The 23,950-nt window shown below is 66.6% G+C and carries 21 protein-coding genes; 7 read left to right on the plus strand and 14 right to left on the minus strand.

What is annotated here, in order from left to right; translation table 11 throughout:
- Positions 1-50 precede the first annotated feature (50 nt).
- Genes ACKLLE_RS02260 through ACKLLE_RS02280 form a run of 5 tightly spaced genes read right to left on the minus strand, consistent with a single transcriptional unit; the run spans position 51 to position 5,922 of the window.
- Entirely contained in the window at positions 51-1,235 is a 1,185-nt protein-coding gene (locus tag ACKLLE_RS02260) for an acetyl-CoA C-acyltransferase (protein ID WP_420056639.1), read from the minus strand.
- Between the two features lie 21 nt (positions 1,236-1,256).
- Positions 1,257-1,691: an acyl-CoA thioesterase gene (locus tag ACKLLE_RS02265; RefSeq protein WP_420056640.1), complete on the minus strand. Its 435-nt coding sequence runs from the start codon at positions 1,689-1,691 to the stop codon at positions 1,257-1,259.
- Between the two features lie 2 nt (positions 1,692-1,693).
- Complete coding sequence (locus ACKLLE_RS02270; protein WP_064304354.1) at positions 1,694-2,857, minus strand: iron-containing alcohol dehydrogenase; 1,164 nt, start codon at positions 2,855-2,857, stop codon at positions 1,694-1,696.
- 42 nt (positions 2,858-2,899) lie between these two features.
- Positions 2,900-4,687: an acyl-CoA dehydrogenase C-terminal domain-containing protein gene (locus ACKLLE_RS02275; RefSeq protein WP_420056641.1), complete on the minus strand. Its 1,788-nt coding sequence runs from the start codon at positions 4,685-4,687 to the stop codon at positions 2,900-2,902.
- Positions 4,684-5,922 carry a 3-hydroxyacyl-CoA dehydrogenase gene (locus ACKLLE_RS02280; RefSeq protein ID WP_420056642.1) on the minus strand — a complete coding sequence of 413 codons (1,239 nt, stop codon included), beginning with the start codon at positions 5,920-5,922 and terminating at the stop codon, positions 4,684-4,686. Before ACKLLE_RS02280 ends, ACKLLE_RS02275 begins: the two co-directional genes overlap by 4 nt.
- 101 nt (positions 5,923-6,023) lie before the next feature.
- Between ACKLLE_RS02280 and ACKLLE_RS02285 the strand changes: the two genes are divergently transcribed.
- Together ACKLLE_RS02285 and ACKLLE_RS02290 are read left to right on the plus strand one after the other, a co-directional pair.
- Complete coding sequence (locus ACKLLE_RS02285; RefSeq protein ID WP_420056643.1) at positions 6,024-6,929, plus strand: LysR family transcriptional regulator; 906 nt, start codon at positions 6,024-6,026, stop codon at positions 6,927-6,929.
- 102 nt (positions 6,930-7,031) lie between these two features.
- Positions 7,032-8,990 (plus strand): alkyl/aryl-sulfatase, encoded by a 1,959-nt coding sequence (locus ACKLLE_RS02290; protein ID WP_420056644.1) that lies wholly within the window; start codon positions 7,032-7,034, stop codon positions 8,988-8,990.
- Positions 8,991-9,008: 18 nt separating this feature from the next.
- On the opposite strand, the gene ACKLLE_RS02295 is transcribed toward ACKLLE_RS02290, so the two are convergent.
- The 3 genes from ACKLLE_RS02295 to ACKLLE_RS02305 are packed head-to-tail and all read right to left on the minus strand — an operon-like array spanning position 9,009 to position 11,038.
- Positions 9,009-9,308: a hypothetical protein gene (locus ACKLLE_RS02295; protein ID WP_420056645.1), complete on the minus strand. Its 300-nt coding sequence runs from the start codon at positions 9,306-9,308 to the stop codon at positions 9,009-9,011.
- On the minus strand, positions 9,301-9,687 hold the full coding sequence (locus tag ACKLLE_RS02300; protein WP_009402840.1) for a YidH family protein: 387 nt from the start codon (positions 9,685-9,687) through the stop codon (positions 9,301-9,303). The genes ACKLLE_RS02295 and ACKLLE_RS02300 overlap by 8 nt, the downstream gene beginning before the upstream one ends.
- A gap of 13 nt (positions 9,688-9,700) precedes the next feature.
- Complete coding sequence (locus tag ACKLLE_RS02305) at positions 9,701-11,038, minus strand: DUF1329 domain-containing protein (protein ID WP_420056646.1); 1,338 nt, start codon at positions 11,036-11,038, stop codon at positions 9,701-9,703.
- Positions 11,039-11,187: 149 nt separating this feature from the next.
- Here ACKLLE_RS02305 and ACKLLE_RS02310 point away from each other — a divergent pair, with 149 nt between their 5' ends.
- Positions 11,188-12,150 (plus strand): LysR family transcriptional regulator, encoded by a 963-nt coding sequence (locus tag ACKLLE_RS02310; protein WP_009402838.1) that lies wholly within the window; start codon positions 11,188-11,190, stop codon positions 12,148-12,150.
- On the opposite strand, the gene ACKLLE_RS02315 is transcribed toward ACKLLE_RS02310, so the two are convergent.
- The 3 genes from ACKLLE_RS02315 to ACKLLE_RS02325 all read right to left on the minus strand — a co-directional run bounded on the left by ACKLLE_RS02315 (position 12,135) and on the right by ACKLLE_RS02325 (position 16,256).
- A complete protein-coding gene (locus ACKLLE_RS02315; RefSeq protein WP_064304345.1) occupies positions 12,135-13,445 on the minus strand; it encodes an MFS transporter in 1,311 nt (436 codons plus the stop codon). The genes ACKLLE_RS02310 and ACKLLE_RS02315 overlap by 16 nt on opposite strands.
- Before the next feature lie 66 nt (positions 13,446-13,511).
- A complete protein-coding gene (locus ACKLLE_RS02320) occupies positions 13,512-14,675 on the minus strand; it encodes an acyl-CoA dehydrogenase family protein (RefSeq protein ID WP_420056647.1) in 1,164 nt (387 codons plus the stop codon).
- 15 nt (positions 14,676-14,690) lie between these two features.
- Positions 14,691-16,256: an AMP-binding protein gene (locus ACKLLE_RS02325; RefSeq protein WP_420056649.1), complete on the minus strand. Its 1,566-nt coding sequence runs from the start codon at positions 16,254-16,256 to the stop codon at positions 14,691-14,693.
- Between the two features lie 427 nt (positions 16,257-16,683).
- Here ACKLLE_RS02325 and ACKLLE_RS02330 point away from each other — a divergent pair, with 427 nt between their 5' ends.
- The 4 genes from ACKLLE_RS02330 to ACKLLE_RS02345 all read left to right on the plus strand — a co-directional run bounded on the left by ACKLLE_RS02330 (position 16,684) and on the right by ACKLLE_RS02345 (position 21,706).
- A complete protein-coding gene (locus ACKLLE_RS02330) occupies positions 16,684-17,478 on the plus strand; it encodes a substrate-binding domain-containing protein (RefSeq protein ID WP_420056650.1) in 795 nt (264 codons plus the stop codon).
- A 163-nt stretch (positions 17,479-17,641) separates the two neighbouring features.
- On the plus strand, positions 17,642-19,141 hold the full coding sequence (locus ACKLLE_RS02335; RefSeq protein ID WP_420056651.1) for a sensor domain-containing diguanylate cyclase: 1,500 nt from the start codon (positions 17,642-17,644) through the stop codon (positions 19,139-19,141).
- 59 nt (positions 19,142-19,200) lie between these two features.
- Positions 19,201-20,445: an MFS transporter gene (locus ACKLLE_RS02340; protein ID WP_420056652.1), complete on the plus strand. Its 1,245-nt coding sequence runs from the start codon at positions 19,201-19,203 to the stop codon at positions 20,443-20,445.
- Positions 20,446-20,452: 7 nt separating this feature from the next.
- Positions 20,453-21,706 (plus strand): arsenic transporter, encoded by a 1,254-nt coding sequence (locus tag ACKLLE_RS02345; protein WP_420056653.1) that lies wholly within the window; start codon positions 20,453-20,455, stop codon positions 21,704-21,706.
- Positions 21,707-21,729: 23 nt separating this feature from the next.
- On the opposite strand, the gene ACKLLE_RS02350 is transcribed toward ACKLLE_RS02345, so the two are convergent.
- The 3 genes from ACKLLE_RS02350 to pstB all read right to left on the minus strand — a co-directional run bounded on the left by ACKLLE_RS02350 (position 21,730) and on the right by pstB (position 23,904).
- Entirely contained in the window at positions 21,730-22,347 is a 618-nt protein-coding gene (locus ACKLLE_RS02350; RefSeq protein WP_420056654.1) for a hypothetical protein, read from the minus strand.
- Positions 22,347-23,045 (minus strand): hypothetical protein, encoded by a 699-nt coding sequence (locus ACKLLE_RS02355; protein ID WP_009400292.1) that lies wholly within the window; start codon positions 23,043-23,045, stop codon positions 22,347-22,349. The genes ACKLLE_RS02350 and ACKLLE_RS02355 overlap by 1 nt, the downstream gene beginning before the upstream one ends.
- A 97-nt stretch (positions 23,046-23,142) precedes the next feature.
- Positions 23,143-23,904 carry a phosphate ABC transporter ATP-binding protein PstB gene (gene pstB / locus ACKLLE_RS02360; protein ID WP_051032704.1) on the minus strand — a complete coding sequence of 254 codons (762 nt, stop codon included), beginning with the start codon at positions 23,902-23,904 and terminating at the stop codon, positions 23,143-23,145.
- Between the last annotated feature and the right edge of the window lie 46 nt (positions 23,905-23,950).

The raw sequence follows: 23,950 nt of genomic DNA on the forward strand, positions 1-23,950 counted from the left end.
ATCAATGCCATGCCGATTCGTTATGGCTCGGCATAGGCTCAAAGCTGCGCTCAAAGCACCTCGAACAACGCGGCAGCGCCCATGCCGCCGCCGACGCACATGCTCACTACCACATAGCGCACCTTGCGCCGGCGGCCTTCGAGCAAGGCATGCCCGACCATGCGTGCTCCGCTCATGCCGTAGGGGTGCCCGATCGCGATGGCCCCGCCATTGACGTTGAGGCGGGCCGGATCGATACCCAGGTGTTGTGCGCAATACAGCACCTGGCAGGCGAAGGCTTCGTTGATCTCCCACAGGCCGATGTCCTCGACCTGCAGCCCATGCCGCGCCAGCAGGCGCGGTATCGCCAGCACCGGGCCGATGCCCATTTCCTCCGGCGCCAGGCCGACGACCGCCATGCCCCGGTAGAGTCCCAGCGGCTGGCACCCTGCGCGGGCCGCCCGGGCGCCACTCATCAGCACGCAGGCACTGGCACCGTCGGATAACTGGCTGGCGTTGCCGGCGGTCACGCATCCGCCTTCTATCACCGGTTGCAGTGCCTCGAGATCTTCCAGGCGGGTCTGCGGTCGGTTGCCCTCGTCCCGGGCCAGATGCACGCTTTCGCGACTTTCAAGGCCGCTGGCCTTGTCGACGACCTTGCGCTGCGCCGTGACCGGTACGATCTCGTCGGCGAACAGCCCGGCGGCCTGCGCGGCGGCCGTGCGTTGCTGCGACAACAAGGCGTAACGGTCCTGTGCCTGGCGATCGATGCCGTAACGCCTGGCAACATGCTCGGCGGTTTGCAGCATGGGCATATAGGCGTGCTCGCACAGGCGCCGGACCGTGGCGTCCTGGGCAGCGTTGGCGGCCTGCATGTGCGCCTGTTGCACCAGGCTGATCTGCTCCTGGCCAGCGCCGACCACCACCTGCATGCCCTCCCCGCGGATCTGCTGGGCGCCGATGGCGATGGCCATCAAGCCCGAGGCGCACTGCCGGTCGATGGTCTGTCCTGCCACCGACAGCGGCAGGCCGGCCGCCAGGGCGGACAGGCGCGCCGGGTTGATCGCGGCGGTACCGCTTTGCATGGCGGTGCCCAGCACCAGGTCCTCGATTTCCGCAGGTTCGATGCCCGCGCGCTCGACCGCAGCGCGGATGGCAATGGCACTCATGCTCGGCGTGGTGAGGTCGTTGAAGGCGCCGCGCCAGGCCTTGGCAATTGGCGTACGCGCGGTGGATACGATGACGGCGTCTTGCATGGAACGCTTCTCCTTGGACAGTCAGGCCGGCAACAGGCGCTCGTAGGCGCTGCGCAGCCGGTCGGGAATGGCGACCGGGCGGTTGTCGCGCCGATCGACGAAAACATGGGTGAACCGGCCGGCCGCGCAGGCTTGCACCGCGCCCTCGGCGAACACGGCCAGGGCGTACTGCACCGAGCTATGGCCCAGGCGCTCGACGGCAATGCCGACCTCAATGCGCTGCGGAAAGGCCACGGCGGCGAAATAGTCGCAGGCAGACCCGGCCACGTAGGCCACCACCGGGTCGCGATGGATATCCAGGCCAGCCTGCTCGATCAGCCAGGTGTTCACGGCCGTGTCGAAAAAGCCGTAATAAACGACGTTGTTCACATGCCCATACAGGTCGTTGTCGTGCCAGCGCGTGGTGATCGGCTGGAAAAAACGGTAGGCGCCGCGCAGCGGGCGTTCCCTGGCCATGTTCAGAACGCCGCCTGGTAGAGCGCCAGGGCATCGGCGAGGGCCACCTTGCGCGGGTTGTTGACCAGCAAGCGTTGCTGTTGCAGCGCATCCTCGGCCAGCAGCGCCAGGCTGTGTCGCGGCACGCCGACATCACGCAGCCGGCTGGGCAGCCCGCAGCGGGGTACCAGTTGTTCCAGCTCGTCGATGAACTGGTTGCACAGCTCGTGCGGGTCGCCGGGCACCAAGCGCTCGCCCAGCAATGCCGGGGCCAGCGCAGCGTAATCGGCGAATGCCTCGCGGCGGTTGAAGCGCAGCACATGGGGCAGCATCAGTGCGTTGGCCAGGCCATGGGGCACGTGATAACGCGCGCCCAACGGATACGCCAACGCATGCACCGCCGCCACCGGGGCATTGGCGAACGCCTGGCCGGCCAGGCAGGCGCCCAGCAACATGGCCTGGCGCGCCTCCAGGTTGCCACCGTTGTGCACCGCCTGATGGATGTTGCCCGCCAACAGCGCCAGGGCTTCACGGGCCAGCAGGCTGGACAGCGGATTGCGTTTGAACTGGCTGGTGGTGGCTTCGATGGCATGGACCATGGCGTCGATCCCCGTCGCAGCGGTGCTGGCCGGGGGCAGGCCCAGCGTACGCTCGGCGTCGAGCAGGGCCAGGTCGGGCAGCAACAGCGGTGAAATCACCGCCATCTTGGCTGCCTCGCCGGTGGTGATCACGGCGATGGGCGTCACCTCCGAACCGGTCCCGGCAGTGGTCGGTACCTGGATCAGTGGCAGGCGCTGGCCCTTGGCCTGATTGATCCCGTACACCCCGTCCAGGGTCTGGTCGCAGTCGGGATGGGCCAGCAGCGCCACCAGCTTGGCCACATCCATGGAACTGCCACCGCCGAAACCGACGATCAGTTCCGCGCCGATATGCCGGGCACGGGCCACGGCGGCCAGCACGCAGGCATGGCCGGGGTCGGCGTTGACCTCGCTGAAGATCGCCACGCTCAGGCGCGCCTGGGTGAACCCCGGCAACAGATCATCGAGCATGCCCAGGCTGACGATTCCCGGGTCGGTCACGATCAGTACGCGGCGCACGTCGCGCTGCTGGCACAGCTGCGCCAGGCGCCCGGCGGCGCCGGGCTCGCACAGCAGATGGGCGGTGGTGCTGAAGCTGAAAGGCTGCATGTTCGGGTTCCTCTTGTTCTTGTAGGTGAACCGCCGTAAGGGTCAGAAGGCGAAGTGCGCCTCATCCAGGCTCATCAGGCTCCGGGCGCCGCCGCGCAAGGCCTCGCCGTGGGCAGCGGCGCGCGGCAGCAGGCGCCGCCAGTAGAAGTCGGCGGCGTGCAGCTTGGCCTGGTAGAAGGCGCGCTCTTCACTGCCTGCCGCCAGTGCCGTGGCGGCCGTTTCGGCGGCCCGCAGCCACAGCGAGGCGAGCAGCACGTAGCCCGAGCAGGCGAGAAAATCCACCGACACCGCGCCGATTTCCTGCGGGTCGCAGCGGCAGGCGTCGAGCACCTCCGCGCTCAGGTTGCGCCACTCCTCAAGGCGCTCGGTGACGGCCCGGGCCATGCCGGCAAGCGACTCGGTGCGGCAGCCATGAGCCCATTCGAGCAACTCATCGATCAACAACCTCAATTGTTCGCCACCGTCGCCGAGTACCTTGCGCCGCACCAGGTCGAGCGCCTGGATGCCGTTGGTGCCTTCGTACAACTGGGTGATCCGGCTGTCGCGCATCAACTGCTCCATGCCCCATTCGCGGATGTAGCCGTGCCCGCCATACAGTTGCACGCCGAGGCTGGCGACCTCCTGGCCGACATCGGTGAGGAAAGCCTTGACGATGGGGATCAGCAAGGCCGCCCGGCGCCCGGCAGCCGCCTGCACTTCAGGCTGCGCGGCGCCGTGTTCCAGGTCCAGCGCCTGCGCCGCAAAGGCCGCCAGCATGCGGCAGCCCTCGCTGAGGGTCTTCTGGGTCAACAGCATGCGCCGCACATCAGGGTGGACGATGATCGGGTCGGCATTGCGATCGGGCGCTGCCGGCCCGGCCAGGCTGCGGCACTGCAGGCGCTCGCGGGCGTAGGCAAGCCCGCCCTGGAACGCTGCCTCGGCGATGCCCAGCCCCTGCAGCCCCACCTGGAAGCGCGCGTCGTTCATCATGGTGAACATGCAGGCCAGGCCCTGGTTGGCCTCGCCCACCAGCCAGCCACGGGCCCCATCGAAGTTCAGCACGCAGGTCGCCGCCCCCTTGATGCCCATCTTGTGTTCGAGCGCGCCGCATTCGACGGCGTTGCGCGCACCGAGGCCGCCACCCTCGGTGCTTTCGAACTTGGGCACCAGGAACAGGCTGATGCCACGCACGCCGGCCGGCGCATCCGGCAGGCGGGCCAGTACCAGATGGACGATGTTGTCGGTCAGGTCCTGGTCGCCTCCGCTGATGAAGATCTTGCTGCCGCTGATGCGGTAGCTGCCATCGCCCTGGGGTTCGGCGCGGGTGCGCAGCAGCGCGAGGTCGGTACCGGCCTGCGGCTCGGTCAGGCACATGGTGCCGGCCCACTCGCCGCTGACCAGGCGCCCCAGGTAATCGCGCTTGAGCGCGGCGCTGCCGTGCCGGTGCAGGGCCAGCACCGCGCCCTCGGTCAGGCCGGAATAGATCCGGAACGACAACGAGGCGCCCATCAGCATTTCATGGAAGCAGGCCGCGACCATTTGCGGCAGGCCCTGACCGCCGTATTCCAGCGGCCCGGTCATGCCGGCCCAGCCCTGCGTTACATAGTGTCGATAGGCATCGCGGAAACCGTCGGGGGTGCGCACCGTGCCGTGCTCCAGCCGGCAGCCTTGCTCATCGCCCTGGCGGTTGAGCGGCGCGACGACCTCGCCGGCAAAGCGCGCGCCTTGTTCGAGGATGCCATCGAGGGTTTCACGGTCCAGCTCATTGCCCAGGCGGGCACAGTGGGTGCTGGCGTCGAACACTTCATGCAGGACGAACTGCATGTCACGCAGAGGGGCACGGTAGTTCATGCGCGACCCTCGCGGACATCGGCCAGCTGTTTGCCCTCGGCCACCAGGCGCATCAGCAATCCGGCCGGGCGCCAGTGCTCGCCGAACAGACCCTGCAAGCGTTCCAGCCGCGCCAGCAGCAGGCTCAAGCCTTGTTGGTCAGCCCACTGCATCGGCCCGCCGAGCGCCGCCGGGAAACCATAGCCATGCAGGTAGACCCGATCGATGTCGGCACTGCAATCGGCCACCGATGCCTCGAGTATCTTCGCCCCTTCGTTGACCAGCGCCAGCAGGCAGCGCTCGCGGATTTCCTCGTCGTCGATCGCACGCCGGTGCACGCCGAGGCCCTGGGCCACCTTGAGCACCAGGGCATCGACCTCGGGGTCATGCTCGGCTTCGCGGCTGCCGGGTGCGTAACGGTAGTAGCCCTGGCCGCTTTTCTGCCCGAAGCGCCCCTGCGCGCACAGGGCGTTGTCGACCTGCACCAGGGGCGCCTCCATGCCTGTGCCGGCCAGTTGGCGGGCACGCCATTCCAGGTCGATGCCGACGACGTCGTACATGCGGAACGGCCCCATGGCCATGCCGAATGCCTGGAGCGCCTCGTCCACCTGGCGGGGCGTGGCGCCTTCGAGCAACAGCTTGCGCGCTTCGGCGACATAGGTGGCCAGCATGCGGTTGCCGATGAACCCCGGACAGTTGCCGGCCACTACCACTTCCTTGCCGATGCGCTGCCCGAGGGCCCGGGCGGCGTCGATGACGGCGGGCGAGGTGCGTGCACCGCGCACCACTTCCAGCAGCTTCATCACATGGGCGGGGCTGAAGAAGTGCAGCCCCAGCACCTGCTCGGGCCGACCGGTGACGGCAGCGATGGCGTCGATGTCCAGGGCCGAGGTGTTGCTGGCAAGAATGGCCTGGGCGTTGAGCGTGCGATCCAGGGTGCGGAAGATGTCCTGCTTGAGCGCCAGGTTCTCGTACACCGCTTCGATCACCAGGTCGACGTCGGCCAGATCGGCATAGGCGCCAGCCGCGCGTACCCGCGCCAGACAAGCATCGGCCTCGGCCTGGTCGATGCGGCCCTTGGCCACCTGCTGCGCCCAGGTCTGCGCGAGCATCGCCAGGCCGGCTTCGGTGGCGCTGGGGTCGTTATCCAGCCACAGCACCGGAAGGCCTGCGCGGGCCAGGCTGATAACGATGCCGCGGCCCATGGTGCCGGCGCCGATCACCGCCGCCTGCCGTACGTTGAAGGGAGTACTCACGGATAAGGCTCCTGATTGTTGTTGTAAAGGGCATTGCCCCCACCCTAGTCAGGCGCCTACTATTTTTGAAATTCTAATTTTCCATTCCATGTATTTTTCACATGAATATTTCCAACTTCGATCTCAACCTGCTGCGCGTGCTGGACATGCTGTTGCGCGAACAGAACGTGTCCCGTGCTGCCGAGCGCCTGGCCCTGACCCAGCCGACCGTGAGCAACGCCCTGGCACGCCTGCGCGACCTGCTCGGCGATCCGCTGCTGGTACGGGTGGGCCGGAGCATGCGCCCCACGCCGCGCGCCCTGGCCCTGGAAGGCCCGATCCGCGCAGCGCTGCAGCAGATAGAGCAAACCCTCGGTGGCGCGGAGAGCTTCGATCCGCAGCTCAGCCACCGGCAATTGCGCATCGCCCTCACCGACTTTGCCGAACAACTGTGCATGCCGCGCTTGCTGGTGACCCTGCAGACCCAGGCGCCGCATCTGCGCGTGGACGTGCAGCACCTGATGCCCAGCCTTCCCGCCGAAGCGCTCGACCGTGGCGAACTCGACCTGGTGCTGGGGCGCTTCGATGAATTGCCGGCGCGCTATGAACGGCGCCACTGGCGCAGCGAGACCTTGCGCGTGGCGCTGCGCCAGGGCCACCCGGACGTCGAGGGTGCGCTCGATTTGCAAACCTTCCTCGGCCTGCGCCACCTATGGGTGCACGGCGGCCAGACCCGTGGCATGGTCGATCAATGGCTGGCGGAACAGGGCCTGGCCCGGCGCATCGTCTACACCACGCCCAACTACCTGCAGGCAGCGCACCTGGCGGCCAGCTCCGACCTGTGCGTGGTGCTGCCCACTGCCCTGGCCATGCATTTCGCCCGGCTGCTGCCGCTGCAACTGTTCGACCTGCCGTTCGCCCTGGAGCCCTTCCAGCTGGAGCTGGTGCACCTTGCCCATCGCCAGCACGATCCGGCCCTGGCCTGGCTGGTGGAACGCATCATGGAGATCGGGGCCAGGCCCGCCTGAGCCATCGCATTGCGGCATGGGCCGCCATGCAAGAGTGGTATTGGTTCGGCGAGGAACTCTGTCCTTAGAGTGTTCGCCCCCAGAACAACAAGGATCACCCCCATGCGCCTACGCTCACTGCCCTGCCTGCTGGCCTTGGCCTTGCCCTTCGCGGTGCTGGCCGATGTGCCGGCCAAGGACGCCACCGACCTCACTCGCCAAAGCAACCAGCAATGGTTGCAGCGCCTGCCCTTCGCCGACCGCAGCGACTTCGACAATGCCCATCGCGGCCTGGTCGAAGCGGTGGACCAGGCGGTGCTCAATGCCGACGGCAAACCCGTGTGGGACCTGCAGCGTTATGCCTTCCTCGCGGGCGAGGCCCCGGCCACGGTCAACCCGAGCCTGTGGCGTATCGCCCAGCTCAATACCATCGCCGGGCTGTTCAAGGTCACCGACGGCATCTACCAGGTGCGCGGCCTGGACCTGGCCAACATGACCCTGATCGAAGGCAAGCATGGCCTGATCGTCATGGACCCGCTGCTCTCGGTGGAAACCGCCCGGGCCGGGCTGGCCATGTACTTCCGTCATCGCCCGCAGCGGCCGGTGGTGGCGGTGATCTATACGCACCCGCACGTGGATCATTTCGGCGGGGTGCGCGGGGTGATCGACGAGGCCGACGTCAAGGCCGGCAAGGTGCAAGTGATCGCCCCCCAGGGCTTCTTCGAGCATGCGGTCAGCGAGAACGTGCTGGCCGGGCCAGCCATGAAGCGCCGGGCCCAGTACATGTATGGTGCGCCGCTGCCCCGCGGCCCCCGCGGCCAGGTGGATGCCGGCCTGGGTAAAGGCGTGCCGGCCAACGCCACCGTCAGCCTGATCGCCCCCACGCGGCTGATCGAGCAACCCATCGAGAACCTGACCATCGACGGTGTCGATATCGAGTTCCAGCTGACCCCAGGCACCGAGGCGCCTGCCGAGATGAACCTGTGGTTCCCCGGTTTCAAGGCCCTGTGCATGGCCGAAAACGCCTCCCATGTGCAACACAACATCCTGACCCTGCGCGGTGCCCAGGTGCGCGATGCTAAGGTCTGGGCGCACTACCTGGACCAATCGCTGCTGCGCTATGGCGACCAGGCCGATGTGGTATTCGCCCAGCATCACTGGCCGACCTGGGGCGGTGCCGCCATCCGCGACTACCTGGCCGACCAGCGCGACATGTACGCGTTCATCGACAGCCAGACCCTGCGCCTGATCAACCGCGGCCTGGGCCCCACCGAGATCGCCGCCGAACTGACCAGCCTGCCGCCGCGGCTGGCCGGCAAATGGTATAGCCGTGATTACTACGGCTCGCTCAGCCACAACGTGCGGGCGGTGTATCAACGCTACATGGGCTTCTACGATGGCAACCCAGCGACCCTCGACCCGTTGCCGCCGAGCGCGGCCGGGGAACGTTACGTCAAGGCCCTGGGCGGCGCCGAACGGGTGCTGGCCCTGGGCCGGGAAGCCTTTGAGAAAGGAGACTATCGCTGGGTCGCCGAGCTGACCCGCCACCTGGTGTTCGCGCAACCGGACAATACCGCGGCCCGCGAACTGCAGGCCGATGCACTGGAGCAAATGGGCTATCAAAGCGAGAACGCCACCTGGCGCAACGCGTACCTGACCGGCGCACAGGAACTGCGCAACGGCCTGGCGCCAGCCACCAGCCGGGGCGGCAGCGCCGACGACCTGGTGCGCGCGCTGACGCCGTCGCTGTTCTTCGATTACCTTGGCGTGCGGGTGGACGCGGCCAAGGCCGCCGCGCAGGACCTGACCATCAACTGGCGCTTCACCGATCTGAACGAAGACCATGCCCTGACCCTGCGCAACGGCGTGCTCACCCACCGCGACCATAGCCGGCACGCCCGGGCGGATGTCGAGGTGCACATGAGCAAGGCCACCCTGGACCGCATCGCACTGAAGCAGACCGGTTTTCTCAAGGAAGCGAGCGGCGGCGGGATCGAGATCACTGGCGAGCGCATGAAGTTCATGCAGTTCATGGCGGGGCTGGACGAAGCGGACGGGCGCTTCAATATCGTCACCCCCTGACCCCGCAACCGCGCCGCTCTACAGTAAGCGGCGCAACCCTGCCCCCAGCACCAGCAGCGCCATGCCCAGGGCGCAGAGCGGCACGCTGTAGACCGCGGGAAGCCCTTGCTCGCGGCGCAGCATGCCCAGGCCTCGGCGGTACACCTGGCGCTCCCGCGCCCGGCCGAGCAGCGCCAGCAACGCCGCCATGCCGGCGACCAGCAGCAGCTCGCCGCGCCAGGCCAGGCAGGCCACCAGCCACAAGGATACCTGCGTGCGCCGCCAGGCCAGCACCGTGCGCTCGGCCTGCAACCCGGTGTCGGCGGAATCTTCAGGCATGCCAACGGCCCCACGACACCGCGACCACCGCCACCCCGGCGAGCGCGCATGCGATGCTCAGCAACGGGACCAGGCGCGGCAGGGGCAGCGGGGCCTGGCGGCGCAACGCGCGCTCCACCATCAGCCAGCGCCAACCGGCGCCCAGGCTGACCATCAGGCTCGCCAGCAGCAACACCAGCTCCATTGCCACGCGCCCGGCCGTGGGCCAGGCATGGGCGGCGAAGGTCTCGATAGCGATAGCGCCCCCGAGCAAGGCCAGGGCAGTACGGATCCAGGCAAGAAAGGTGCGTTCATTGGCCAGGGTGAAGCGCGGATCGGGCGCCTTGCCCTGCCCCAGCAACCAGCGCGCCCAGGCGCTGTCACGGTGTTCGGAAGCCATCGGTAGTCCTGTGTCAGCGCAGCCCCTGGCTGCGCAATGCGCCGGGCGAAAAATGGGAAGCGCTGGTGCGCACATCGAAGGCGTAGGGCCTGGACTGCTCGTTGGTAAGGCCCGACAGCTGGTAGCGACCGCTGCGCAGGTCGTAGATCGCTTCCATGGCATTGACCAGTGTTTGCCCTGTGACGTGGTAGTAGCTGTGGGCCTGCGCCGTGCGCCACAGGCGCCCCTGGTGATCGAAGAAATCCGCCTCGACGATGGCCCAGCTGTCCTCGTCGAGGTAATAGCGGCGGCTGGCATAGATGTGCTTCGCTCCAGGCTTGAGGGTCCCCACCACCTCCCACACCCGATGCAACTCATAGCGGGTGGGCTGCGGATTGACGTGCCCCGTGCCGATCAGCGCGGCGTAGCCGAGCAGCGGCGAGGCCAGGCGGTAGCTGTTGTAGGGCACGTGCAGTTCTTTCTTGCCCACCAGGGTCCACTGGTACAGGTCGGGGGCGCCATTGAACATGTCGCGACTGTCGGCGGTGCGCAGGCTGGCAGTACCCGGGGTGATGTCGTCGTAGACCAGTGCCGGGATCCGCCGCACCCGCCGCTGGCTGCTGCTGTACAGCCACGACAGCCTTGGCTGCGCCACCTGGTCGAGGGTTTCATGCAGCACCACGGCGTCGCCCGCCTGGCGCGACGGCGCGGTCAGGCGGTAACTCAGGTAATACAGCACAGCATCGGCCTGGCCATCATCCAGGGCGTCGGGTCGGGCGAACGCCTGTTGCAGGCTGATCGTGGAAAAGCGCCCGTCGCCCCTTGGGGTGATGCTGTCCGAGGCCAGGACATAGCTGCCGTTGCGTGGCCGCGTGAGGTGGTTCCACAGCACTTGCAGGCCGTTGCCTAGCGTGGGGAATGCCACCGCTCCGATGAAGCCCTGCACACCGTTGCCATCATTGACCAGGTGGGCACTGGCAGCATTGTGCCGGGCCCACTCGGCGACCTGGGACGGCACCGCCACACTGCGGTGCGACGGATACACCGGCAGGCGAAACGACTCGGGATAGCGCTGGATCAAGGCCACCTGCCCCGCCGTGAGCTGTTCCCGGTAATGCCGGTAGTTGCCGGCGCTGATCACGTACAGCGGCTGTTCATCGGGGTAGGGATCCAGCGGCGTACCGTTGGCCGCCAGCGGCACCTGCGCAGCCTCCAGGCCACCGCTCCAGGCCGGAATGCGGCCGTCGTCGCTGGCTGCCCGTTCGGCCCCTACCGGGGTCAGGCCGGGCGGCAGCGGCGTCGCACCAAGGTGCAGGGCCAGCAAGCTGGCGCAGACCAACAGAAAGCTGCGCAGCAGCGTGACAGGTTTCATCGGGATTGCCTCTTGTCGTTGTGTTGTCCCGGTCAGGGTTGCCTTGGCCCGCCCTTTCGGGGTGATACTAGGAGCCGCGCTTCGAACCCCACAAATAACGTGTTCGGATACGTGCCATATCAGTTCGGCATAGCCTTGGAACCGCTCCGATGACCCTGAAACAGCTCCGTTACCTGATCGCCATCGTCGAAGCAGGCAGCTTCTCGTCGGCCTCGCGCCGCGCCTATATCGCCCAGCCTGCGCTGAGCAGGCAGATCGGCCTGCTGGAAAGCGAACTGGAAATGCAACTGCTCGACCGCCAGCACGATGGCATCGCCCTGACCGACGCCGGGCGCCAGCTTTACGAAGTCGCGCGCCAGGTGGTGCAGAAACTCGACTCGGTGAAGGACGAGCTGAAATCCAGCCGCGGCGATCCCAAGGGCCATGTGGCCATCTCCATTCCAGCCACCGCGGCCGACCTGCTGCTGCCGGAAATCGTCAGGCGTGCCGAGCAACGCTTCCCCGGCGTGACCCTGACGGTGTGGGATGGCCTCAGCCGCGAAGGCGGCCAGGCCATCGAGCTGGGCAAGGTGGATTTCGGCGTGGTGCCCAATGCCGAAGAACTCGAGAACGTCGAGGCCGACCCGATCTTCATCGAGTCACTGTATTGGGTCGGTGCCTCGGCGCCCGGCGCGCCGGACACCATCACCCTGGCCGAAGCCGCCGCCACCCGGCTGGTGCTGCCACCGAGGGCGCTGCATCTGCGTCGGCGCGTCGAGCAGGCCGCCATGGAGGCCGGTGTGCCCCTGGCCGCCGCCTATGAACAGCAATCGGCGCCCGGCATCGCCAGCCTGGTGCGCGCCGGCCTGGCGGCGACCATCAGCAACTGGCCGCCGCTAAGCGAACTGCTCGAACCCACGGCGGCACGACGCATCGTCGAGCCGCGCATCAGCCGCACCATCGCCCTGGCGCACTCGCAGCACAAGCCCCTGTCGTTCGCCGCCGGTTGCCTGCGCGACCTGGTGCGCAGCGTGCTGGTCGACCTGGTCAACAGCGGGCGCTGGCGCGGCGAACTGATCGGCAAGGAGGCCGAACCGCTCGAGTCCGTGCTGGGTGTTCAGTTGGCCGTCTGAGCCCGCGCCGGCCGGCCTGCGCCAGCCGACTCGCGCAGGCGCTGCAAGGTGCGCTGCGGGTTGAGCGTGGCCAGGCCGACCAGGCCGGCCACCACCAGCACCGCGCCGCAGACCAGGAACCCCTGGGCATAGCCCGCCGGGTGCTCGGCACCGGCGCCCTGTACCAACACGCCGGTGACCACCGGTGCTGCCAGGCCGGCCAGCGAGGCGATGCCATTGCCCATGGCGAGGATGCCACCGCGCTGGGCCGCCGGGGTGAACTCGGCGAGCATCGCCGGCCCCACCGAATACATGACCAGCGCGAGGCCGCCGCTGAAGGTCAGCGCGGCGACCCGCACCGCGGTGCTCAGCCCGGGCAGGATCAGCGACGCCGACAACAGCCCGCCGAGGATCAGGCACACTGAAACGAACACGCCCCGTGCAACCCGCGAAGGCAGGCCGCGGCGCATCAGGCGCTGGGACAACCAGGCCAGCAGCAAGCTCAGCGGCGTGGTCACGACCACGAACATGACGAAGATGCGCCCGGTCTGCAGTGGATCGATGCCCAGGCCTGTCTGCAGGTAACTGGGCACCCAGGTCAGGGTCAGGGCCAGCGACCAGTTGGCGGCGAAGTGACACAGGTAGTTGCCCAGCACGCTGGGGTCGCCCAGCAGCCGGCGATAGGGAATGGCGGGCTCATCGCTCTTGAGCTGGCTGGCACGCAGGCGTTCCAGGGTGCCCTCCTGGCCCAGCCGCCACCACAGCAGGCACCAGGCCAGGCCGATCAGCGCCAGGATGATGAAATTGGTGCGCCAGCCATAGTGCAGGCTGACCCAGGGGATCATCGCGCCGGCCACCAGCAGTCCCATGGCGCTGCCGGCATGCAGCAGGGCCACCGGAAGGTTGCGCCGGTCATTAGGGAACCACTTGTACAAGGCATGGGTGGCGACCGGTGATGCCGGCCCCTCGCCGATGCCCAGCAGCACCCGGCAGGCGACGATGGCCCACAGCGAGGTGGCGAACAGCATCGGCAACTGGATCAGCGCCCAGAACAGTCCCATGCCCAGCAACAGGGTGCGGGTCGGACGGCGGTTGGCCATGAAGCCGCCGACCACGGCGGAGATCGCGAAGAACCAGTGCAAGGCACCGCCGATCAGGCCGAACTCGGTGGCCGTCAGCCCCAGTTCGGCGCTCATGGGCACCGCCACCAGGCCGATCACCACCTTGTCGAGAAAGTTGACCAGCATCAGCAGGGCCAGCAGCACCGCTACCAGCCAGGCAGTACGGGGGTTGGGCAATGAAGAATCCGCAGTCATGGCGAGTACTCTTGTTATTGTTGTCAGGGTGTTGCCAAGGGGTCGCCATCGAGGGCGACCCGTCGGTCAGGCAGGCATCAAGACGCCTTTGGCGATGGTGTTGCGCTGTATTTCGCTGGTGCCGGTGAGGATACGCATCATCCGCGTGGCGCGGAAAATCCACTCCACCGGATGGCCCTGCATCAACCCGGCCCCGCCGTGCACCTGCACTGCCTTGTCGGCGATGCGGAAGGCGGCCTCGGAGACGAACAGCTTGCACATCGGCGCCTGGGTGCGGATATCGCCGCCGGCGTCGTTCACCTGGGCGGTGGCGTAGACCATGCTGCGCGCGGCGTGCAGCTCGGTGGCCATGTCGGCGATCATGTGGTTGACCGCCTGGAACATGGCGATCGGCTGGCCGAACTGCTTGCGGCTGCGGGCATGCTCGATGGACAGGTTCAGGGCCAGGCCGGCCAGCCCCAGCAGGGTCGGGCAATGCAGCAGGCGGTTGAGGGTGATGCGCCCCATGGCCAGCTTGAAGCCCTGCCCTTCATCGCCGATCAGGTTGGCCGCCGGCACCCGCACCTGGTCGAGCACGATGTCTCCATGGGCGCCGCCCCCGGACATCACCGAATAGTCACTCTCGATGCGCACACCCGGGGCGGTGAGGTCGACGAAGAACGCCGAAATGCCCTGGGCGCCCTGCCCCGGGCCGGTCACCGCCAGCAGCACGGCGAGATCGGCGTAGGTGGCACCGGAGATGTAGCGCTTGCTGCCGCTGAGTACGTAGTGATCACCGTCGCGGCGTGCCTGGGTGCGAATGGCCGTCGCATCCGAGCCGGCCTCGGCTTCGGTCAGGGCGAAGCACACGGCTTTTTCGGCGCGGCATACCGGTTTCAGGAACGTCTCGACCTGGTAGGGGCTGGCAACCTTGAACAGATGACCGACCCGCGGCGGCCCCGAGAGCTCGCCCAGCACATGGGGCGCGAGCATGGAGCCGGTGAGCACGGTGGCTTCCTTAACCGCGCACAGGTCGGCCACGTTCAGGCCGGCCCCACCCATGCTTCCGGGAAGCATGACGGTGTACAGGCCTTGCTCGCTGGAGCGTTTCCATACCTGCCGCAGCACTGCCTGCGGATGCGGACGCGCCCAGTCCAGCCGGGCTTCCTGCTCCAGCGGAAGAACCTGGTCGCGGACGAAACCCTTGATTGCTTCGATGATCTGCGCAGCCTTTGCACTTGGTTGATACATGGTGATGCTCCCTGGTCAGATACGACGTTCGCTGTGTTGCCAGTAGGTGTCCCGGACCAGGCGGCGCACCACCTTGCCGTTGGGGTTTTTCGGCAGTTCGCTGACAAAGTCGACGCCACGCGGTTTCTTGAAACCGGCCAGCGCCCGGCCGCAGCGCTCGATCAGTTCGGCAGCGTCCAGTTGCGCGCCGGGCTTGAGCACCACCACCGCACGCACCGCTTCGCCCCACTGCGCATCGGGCACGCCGACCACCGCCACCTCGAACACCTCGGGGAAGCCGTAGATCACCTGTTCCACTTCGCTGGGGTACACGTTGAAGCCACCGGAAATGATCATTTCCTTCTTGCGATCGACGATGAACACATAACCCTGGGCATCGACCGTCGCCAGGTCGCCGGTGAGGTAGTAACCGTCGCGCATGACCTCGGCAGTGAGCGCCGGCGCACGCCAGTAGCCCTGCATGACATCGGGGCCCTTGACCACGATCTCGCCGACCTCGCCGGGTGCGACGTCCTCGAACGCCTCGTTGACCACCCGCAGGTCGGTCTCGAAATAGCACCGACCGCAAGAGGCCAGGCGCCGGTAGTCGCCGTCTTCCACCAGGTGGTCCTGTTCGGTCAGCACCGTGACCAGCGAGCAGGTTTCACCAGCGCCGTAACCTTGCGCGAGGATCGGCCCGAACAGTTCGATGGCTTTCTTCACCAGCGCCGGTGCCATGGGCGCGGCGCCATACATGACCAGCTTCAGGCTGGACAGGTCGAAACGCTCGACGTTGGGGTAGTTCACCAGGCGGTTGATCATCGCCGGCACCAGGAACAGCCGGGTCACCCGCTCGCGCTCGATGGTCTCGAGCAGAAGGCGGTCGTCATAGCGGTCGAGCAACAGGTTGCAGGCCCCGACCGCCAGCAGCGGCATGATCTGCATGCCGCTGGCATGGGTGATGGGCCCGACATGGGCCATGACGTCGCCCGGCCCGGAGCGCCGCGTGGGGCTGGCGATGCTCTTGCGCACCAGCGCCTTGCGGTTGCCGAAGGACAGCATGGCGGCCTTGAGCACACCCGAACTGCCGGAGGTGTAGTGCAGCACCGCCAGCGCATCGTCGGCCGGGTCCAGGCCAAGGGGTGCTTCGCTGCCGCGTTCGAGCAACGCGGCATAACCCACGTTGCTCTCCTCTCCCGCTTCGCCCGCCTCGCCCTCCAGCACGATCACCTGGCGCAGCAGCGGCAACTCGGCGCGCCGTGTTGCCAATGCCTGGGCAAAGCCGGCATCGGTGATCAGCGCAACGCTGCAGGAATCCTCCAGTACCCGCACCACTTCATCCAGCGACAGCCGCGCATTGATCGGCACCTTGACCATCGCCGCCTTGTACAGCGCCACTTCCGCTTCCACCAGCTCCACACGGTTGGCGGCGAGGATCGCCACATGCTCGCCGGCCGCTACGCCCAGCGTGCCCAGTGCCGAAGCCAGGCGGTTGGCGCGGCGCTCCAGCTGGGCGTAGGTCAGGCGCGTGCGGCTGTCCGCCACGGCAACCTGCTCAGGCCAGTAGCGGCTGCTTCGGGTAATGATCGTTCCAAGATTCACGTTATTGTTCTCGTCGACAGGAAGACATCGACGATGCTAATCAGCCGTGCAATGCGGGATGAAATACCAGATTCGGATGCCAGCCATACCGTTATTGGCTGGGTCAGAGGTCGCTTGCCAGCATTTCCGCCAACTCGCCGGCATAAGCCCGCTGACGTATGGTTCACGCGGCACTGTGGGAGCGGGTTCACCCGCGATTGCTACAGTGACTTCACCACAGCAATCGCGGGTAAACCCGCTCCCACAAGGTCCGTGCAAATCAAAGAGTTATGTTTTGCTCTGTGGGAGCTGGCGCCAAACCGGCGCGGTGAAGGAGCAGGCGGCCGGCCTTGATCCGCAATATGAAACATTCTTAACCCGCGCTTAATCCCGCCACACCGCGTGCTCCCTTACAGTGGCCGGCCTTGAGTTCGTGGAGACTGTTCCAATGCTTCGAATGCTGTCCTGCACCGCCCTGTTGATGACCACGCTCGCCTGCTCGGCGGCCGACGCCGCGCAGGCCGATGAACACACCCTGACCGTGCTCAGTTCCGGCGGGATCATGGGAGCCATTCGGGAGGCGGCACCGGCCTACGAGAAGAAATTCGGCGTCAGGCTCAACGTCCTGGCCGCACCTTCGATGGGCGAGACTCCACAGGCGGTGCCCAATCGATTGGCCCGGGGCGAGTCGGCCGACGTGGTGCTGATGGTCGGCTCGGCACTCGACGACCTGATCGCCCACGGCCAGGCGGAACAGGCCAGCCGCGTCGATCTGGGCAAATCCTTCATTGCCATGGCCGTGCGCAAAGGCGCGCCGAAGCCGGATATCAGCACCATGCAAGGCCTGCGCTCGGTGCTGCTGCAAAGCAGTTCGGTGGCCTATTCCGACAGCGCGAGCGGTGTGTACCTGTCGCGCACGCTGTTCCCGCGCATGCAACTGGGCGCCGGGTTCCAGGCCAAGGCCCACATGATTCCTGCCGAACCGGTTGGCGCGGTGGTTGCCCGCGGCCAGGCCCAGGTCGGTTTTCAACAGCTGAGCGAGCTCAAGCCGGTCGAGGGTATAGACATCGTTGGCCTGATCCCGGAGCAAGCCCAGAAGATGACCCTTTACTCGGGCGCCATCGTCAGCAAGACCCAGCATCATGCCGAGGCCCAGGCGCTGCTCGACTACCTGGCGTCACCCGAGGCCGACGCCGCTATCGAAGACAGCGGCCTGAAACCCCTGCCCCACCAGGCCAGTTGATCGTCAGCCTGCCGAACATCGCGATACCCGAGTGAAAGCAGCGTATTTACTGTACTTCAAGGTGACTCCCTATATCATTGCACAACGCCAGGAATGGCGATGTGCTATGGCCTTCAGCGATTGATCGCAAGCGTCGGAATTCGGATTTCCACCAGGTACCACCGTGAAACGTGATATTCACCTCGTTGTTCTGCTGCTGTCGATCATCGGTTGCTCGCTCGCTTCGTTGGCACTGTGGAAAGTGATGGCTTCCCGTGAACGCGCCCTCGAAGAAATCAACATCCACGGCCTTAACCTCTCCCAGGCCCTCTCCACCTACTCCGAAGGCATCGTGCGGCAAAGCTCGATGATCCTGCTCGGGCTGGTGGAGCGCCTGGAAACCGAAGGCAGCGGGCCGCGGCAGATCGAGCGGCTCAGCCAACTGGTCAGCCGCCAGCAGCCACTGATGCCGCAAATGAGCGGCATCACCGTGTACGACAAGGACGGGCGCTGGCTGATGTCGTCCAACCGGCCCATCCCGGTCGGTGCCAACAGCAGTGACCGGGCGTACTTCATCCATCACCGCGACGACCCTTCCCGCGAGCCCTTCATCGGCCTGCCCATCCGCAGTCGCTCGAACCAGGAATGGGTGATCACCATCAGCCGCCGCTTCGACGACGCGCAAGGACAATTCGCAGGCGTGGTTGCCGTGACCCTGGGCGTGGAGAATTTCCTGCGCCTGTTCGGCCAGATCGATCTCGGCCATGACGGTGCCATCGGGCTGTCCTATACCGACGGTGCGCTGCTGGTGCGCTACCCGTTCCGCGAGCAGGACATGGGCCGCAACTTTTCCAGTTCACCGATCTACGTCAAGTACCTGGTCGACAAGTCGGTGGGCACCGCATCGTTCACCTCCAGCCTGGATGGTGTCGAGCGCCTGTATGCGTTTCGCAAGAGCGACACCCTGCCCCTGGTCACCACCGTGGCGCTGGGCAAGAGCGAGGCACTGGCGGCCTGGAGGCTGGAGGCGCAGTGGTCGGCGCTGGTGGTCTGCGGGCTGCTGCTCCTGACCGGTGGTATCGGCTGGATGCTGATAGGCACCATGTGCCGTCGCAGCCAGGCGGAAGCCGAATTGCTGGTGGCCCAGCAGCAACTGCTGGAAAGCAACCAACAACTCGCGCGCCTGGCGATGCACGATGCGCTGACCGGGCTGGCCAATCGGCGTTGCTTCGACGAAGCCCTGGCCCGGGAAATCGGCAGGGCCAGGCGCAGTGGCAACCCGCTGGCCCTGCTGATGGTGGATATCGATCACTTCAAGCGCTACAACGACAGCCACGGCCACCTGGCCGGCGACGGCTGCCTGCAGGAGGTGGCCAGGCGGCTGGCGGCCTGCGTGCGCCGCCCGCCCGACCTGCTGGCACGCTATGGTGGCGAGGAACTGGCGGCAATCCTGCCCGATACCGATGCTGCCGGTGCCGCCAGTGTGGCCCGGGCCATGCTCGACGCCCTGGGCCAGGAACCTATCGCCCACCACGACAGTCCCTTTGCTCAGGTGACCGTGAGCATCGGCGTCGCCTGTATCAACGGCAATGACCTGGACAACGGCCAGGCGCTGATCGCACGTGCCGACCAGGCGCTGTACGTCGCCAAGGAAGCGGGCCGCAACCGCCTGCATATCGGCTGAAACCGGCGCGGTCGGCAACGGCCGATCGCGCTCCCCATGGCTTTTTCGAGACTTCATCCTTGCAACACTCAAGGCCCCCCGCGTCACACCAGCGTGCCCTGGACTGGCTGAACTTCTTCCTCGCCGACGTGCGCGACGGCCTGGGGCCGTACCTGGCCATCTACCTGCTGGCGGTGCACCACTGGCAACCGGCGAGCATCGGCCTGGTGATGAGCCTGGCCGGCATTGCCGCGCTGCTGGCGCAGACCCCGGCCGGGGCGCTGATCGACCGCACCCCGGCCAAGCGCGCGGTAGTGGTGATCGCCGCCGTGCTGGTGACCGGGAGTTGCCTGCTGCTACCACTGCTCTCGACGTTCGGCGCCGTGGCCCTGACCCAGACGGTCAGCGCCCTGGCCGGCTCGGTGTTCGCCCCGGCGATTGCCGCGATCTCGCTGGGCATCAGCGGGCCCAAGGCCTTCACCGCCCGGGTCGGCCGCAACGAAACCTTCAACCATGCCGGCAATGCCTGCTCGGCCATGCTGGCAGGCGGCCTGGCCTACCTGTTCGGCCCGGTGGTGGTGTTCTACCTGATGGCGGTCATGACCGTGGCCAGCGTGCTGGCCACGGCACGTGTACCGGCGGCGGCCATCGATCACCAACTGGCGCGCGGACTGGTCCATGGCCCCGGCGCTGTCGACCAGCCTGCCGGCTTCAAGCTGCTGCTGCACAACCGCACCTTGCTGCTGTTCGCGGTGTGCTGCGCGCTGTTCCACCTGGCCAATGCGGCGATGCTGCCGCTGGTGAGCCAGAAGCTGTCGCAGATCGACCTGAACCTTGCCACGCCGCTTACCTCTGCGTGCATCGTCGCGGCGCAACTGGTCATGGTGCCGATGGCGCTGCTGGTCGGGGCCAAGGCCGAGCACTGGGGACGCAAGCCGTTCATGCTGGCCGGCTTTCTCATCCTGCCGCTGCGCGGCGCGTTGTACGTGGTGTCCGATAACCCGTTCTGGCTGGTGGGCGTGCAACTGCTCGACGGCATAGGCGCCGGTATCTTCGGTGCGCTGTTCCCGATCGTGGTCAAGGACCTGACCGAAGGCACCGGGCGCTTCAACGTCAGCCTCGGTGCTCTGACCGCCGTGTTCGGACTGGGCGCCGCGCTGAGCCCCGGCATCGCCGGGCTGGTGGTGCAGGCCGCCGGCTACGATGCAGCCTTCCTGACCCTGGCCGCGATTGCCGGGGCCGCCTTCATGCTGGTATTGCTGGCACTGCCCGAAACCCACCCGCGCACCTCGCCATCGTCCCTGCCTTCTCCTGCCGGAACCTGAACGCCCCATGTCCTTTAGTGAAAATGCTTCGATCATCTGGGCGATAGCCGCCCTCGCCACCTGCGGCGTCATCCTGCGTCCATGGCGGATCCCGGAATATGTCTGGGCCATGGGCGGCGCACTGCTGCTGGCCGGCCTGGGCCTGATCACACCGCAGCGTGCCCTGGCGGCCGTCGCCGAAGGCGGCGACGTTTACCTGTTCCTGATCGGCATGATGGTGCTGGCCGAACTGGCCCGCCAGGAGGGCCTGTTCGACTGGCTGGCGCGCTATGCCGTGCAACACGCCAAGGGTTCGGGACAACGGCTGTTCGACCTGGTGTTCCTGGTGGGCACGCTGGTCACCGTGTTCCTGTCCAATGACGCTACCGCAGTGGTGCTGACCCCGGCGGTCTATGCCGCGTGCAAGGCCGCCCGGGCCGAACCCCTACCCTACCTGTTCATCTGTGCCTTCATCGCCAATGCCGCCAGTTTCGTGCTGCCCATTTCCAACCCGGCCAACCTGGTGGTCTTCGGCAGCCAGATGCCGCCGCTGCTGGACTGGCTGAGGCAATTCAGCCTGCCGTCGCTGGCCGCGATCGTCCTGACCTACCTTGTGTTGCGCCTGACCCAGCGCCGGCAGATCCGTCAACCGCTGGCCCTGAGCGTGGAGTCCCAGCCGCTGTCTGCCGGTGCCCGCCTGTGTGCCCTGGGCATCGCCTTCACCGCCGCCCTGCTGCTGGGCGCCTCGGCACTGGACCGGGCGCTGGGCCTGCCGACCTTCTGCGCCGGCGTGGCGACCACCGTGCTGATCCACCTGCGCCAACGGCGCAGCCCGATGCCGGTACTGCGCCATGTGGCGTGGGGCGTGTTGCCGCTGGTGGCGGGTTTGTTCGTACTGGTCGAAGCCGTCGCCCAGACCGGCCTGATCGCGCGCCTTGCCCAGGGCCTGGCCAGCCTGGCGGCGGAATCGCCAACCCGGGCCAGCTGGCTGGGCGGCGTGGGCGTGGCCATCGCCAGCAACCTGATGAACAACCTGCCGACCGGACTGATCGCTGGCTCCATGGGCTCGCTGGTCGCGCTGCCGCAGCAGACCACCGCTGCCCTGCTGATCGGCGTGGACCTGGGCCCGAACCTGTCGATCACCGGCTCGTTGGCAACCTTGCTATGGCTGGTGGCGATCCGCCGCGAGGGCGAACATGTCAGCGCGTGGCGCTTCCTGCGCCTGGGGCTGCTGGTGATGCCGCCGGCGTTGGCGGCGGCGTTGCTGGCATTGTCGATCTGAAGACAAGGCCGGAGGCTGCCCCGTCAGGACGTCACGGCCTCTGCACGACGGGCAGCCACCACCGGCCTTGCCACCCGCGGTGGTACAAGCTTCGCCTGCACCTCGACCGCCGCCTGCAGCACCTTCTGCGTCCAGGCCTTGTCCTTCGGGCAGACCACCACCACACGGAAGCCGTGATCGTCGCCCTCGATCCGCACGCCTTCGGAGTCGTCCACATGCAGGTCGATATCGAAGGCCGGCGGGAATTTCGACGGCATCTTCTCGAAGCCGCGTGCAGTCACCACATGGTGATGCCGGTCGCTGTTGACCACGCCATCGACGCGGATGCCATACAGCATCAGCCAGCGACGGATATAGGAAGGAGTACGCCCGGAAGAGGTGTAGATCCAGATGCTGCAACCTTGGCGACGCAGGTCGCGGATCAGCGAGCGGGTGCCGCTGCGCAAGGGTTCGCCCAGCCAGCGGTGGATGAAATCGGGCAGTCGGCTGTCTTCGGCAGGACTGTGATGCGGCAGGCAGGCCAGCGTATCGTCGATGTCGAACGAGACGCGGATGCGCGGGCGGTCCAGGGCGTGGCCGATGGCCTGCCATGCCCTTTTGCCACTGGCCTGCGTTCGTTCGAGCATTCGGTACCTGGCCATCATTGGTTCTCCTGATAAATCGGCATGCGCGGTGCACTCAGAAAGAATTTCCCCGGGGCCGGCGCCCTGGACTCCAGGAAAGCCGCGTACTTCTTCTTGATCTTGGGCAGCTCGTACAACGCCTTGACGCCGTGCTTGGCAGAGTTACGGATGACCGACGACGGGTTGAAGTAGCCCTCGGCGTTATCCAGCGACAACACGAACGGCGGCAGCCCGGCGCGCATCAACAGGTAGCTGACGATCAGCGAGCCGGTGCGGTTGTTGCCCTCGATGAACAGCTGAGGCTTGCTGAGGATCCGTACGTACACCCCGGCCGCCCGTTTCCACACCGAGTCGCTGCGGTAGGCACAGTACCAGTTGTAGAGGTCCTTGATGCCGCCTTCGACGTTGTTGAAGAAGTGCTCCTCGGTGGCCGCGAGGTGCTGGGCAAACTCCCGACGGCGTACAGGATCGCTGCCGCACAACACGGTGGCATTGATCTCGAGCATCAGGTTGAGCTGACGCAACTCGAACAGGTCGACGCCCCGGGCAACATAGTCATCAATCAGCGCATAGCCTTCAAGCACATTTTCCAGGACCTCGTCGGTGAAGGGGTCGCGCGGCTCGACGAAGTGCCGGCTGAGCTCCGCAAAATGGCCTTGCACTTCGCGCAGGGCCTGCTCTACGGCTGACAGGTTGAGACGATGCGTGACACCCATGGACAGTTCCGCCAAGGACTGAAAAGACGATAAAGCGACCTGCCATCGCAGCCCCTTGGGGCTGCGATGGCAGGTCGCCGGTGGAGAACGGTGCGACTCAGCTGAACTTGCCGCTGATGTAGTCGTCCGTCAGTTGTTCGCGCGGGTTCTGGAAGATCTGCGTGGTCGGGCCCATTTCCACCAGGTAACCGGTACGGCTGCCTTGGGAAATGTCCACCGAGAAGAACGCCGTGGTGTCGGCCACGCGAATCGCCTGCTGCATGTTGTGGGTCACCAGGGCGATGGTGTAGTCCTTCTTCAGCTCGACCATCAGCTCCTCGACACGGCGGGTGGCGATCGGGTCGAGTGCCGAGCAGGGCTCGTCGAGCAACAGCACTTCCGGCTCGGTGGCGATGGCCCGGGCAATGCACAGGCGCTGCTGCTGGCCGCCGGAGAGGGACAGGCCGCTGACCTTGAGCTTGTCCTTGACTTCATCCCACAGCGCCGCGCCTTGCAGGGCGTGCTTGACGCGGTCACCGATGTCGCCCTTGTAGCGATTCAGGCGCAGGCCGAAGGCAACGTTGTCGAAGATGCTCATGGAGAACGGGTTCGGCTGCTGGAACACCATGCCGATGTAGCGGCGCACCACCACCGGATCGACGCCCTTGCCATAGACGTCCTGGCCGAGGAAGTGCACATGGCCTTCGAAGCGGAAGCCCTTCACCAGGTCGTTCATGCGGTTCAGGCTGCGCAGCACGGTACTCTTGCCGCAGCCGGAAGGACCGATGAAGCCGGTGATCTTGTTCTTCTCGATCGGCACGTGGCTGTCGCGGACCGCCATGAAGTTGCCGTAGAAGATCTTGTCCAGCTTGCAGTCCATGACCACTGGAGCCTGGCTGGCCACGGGAGCGGCCTGTTGCGCGGCG

The organism is Pseudomonas bharatica, assembly GCF_048586865.1.
Taxonomy (GTDB): Bacteria; Pseudomonadota; Gammaproteobacteria; order Pseudomonadales; family Pseudomonadaceae; genus Aquipseudomonas; species Aquipseudomonas bharatica.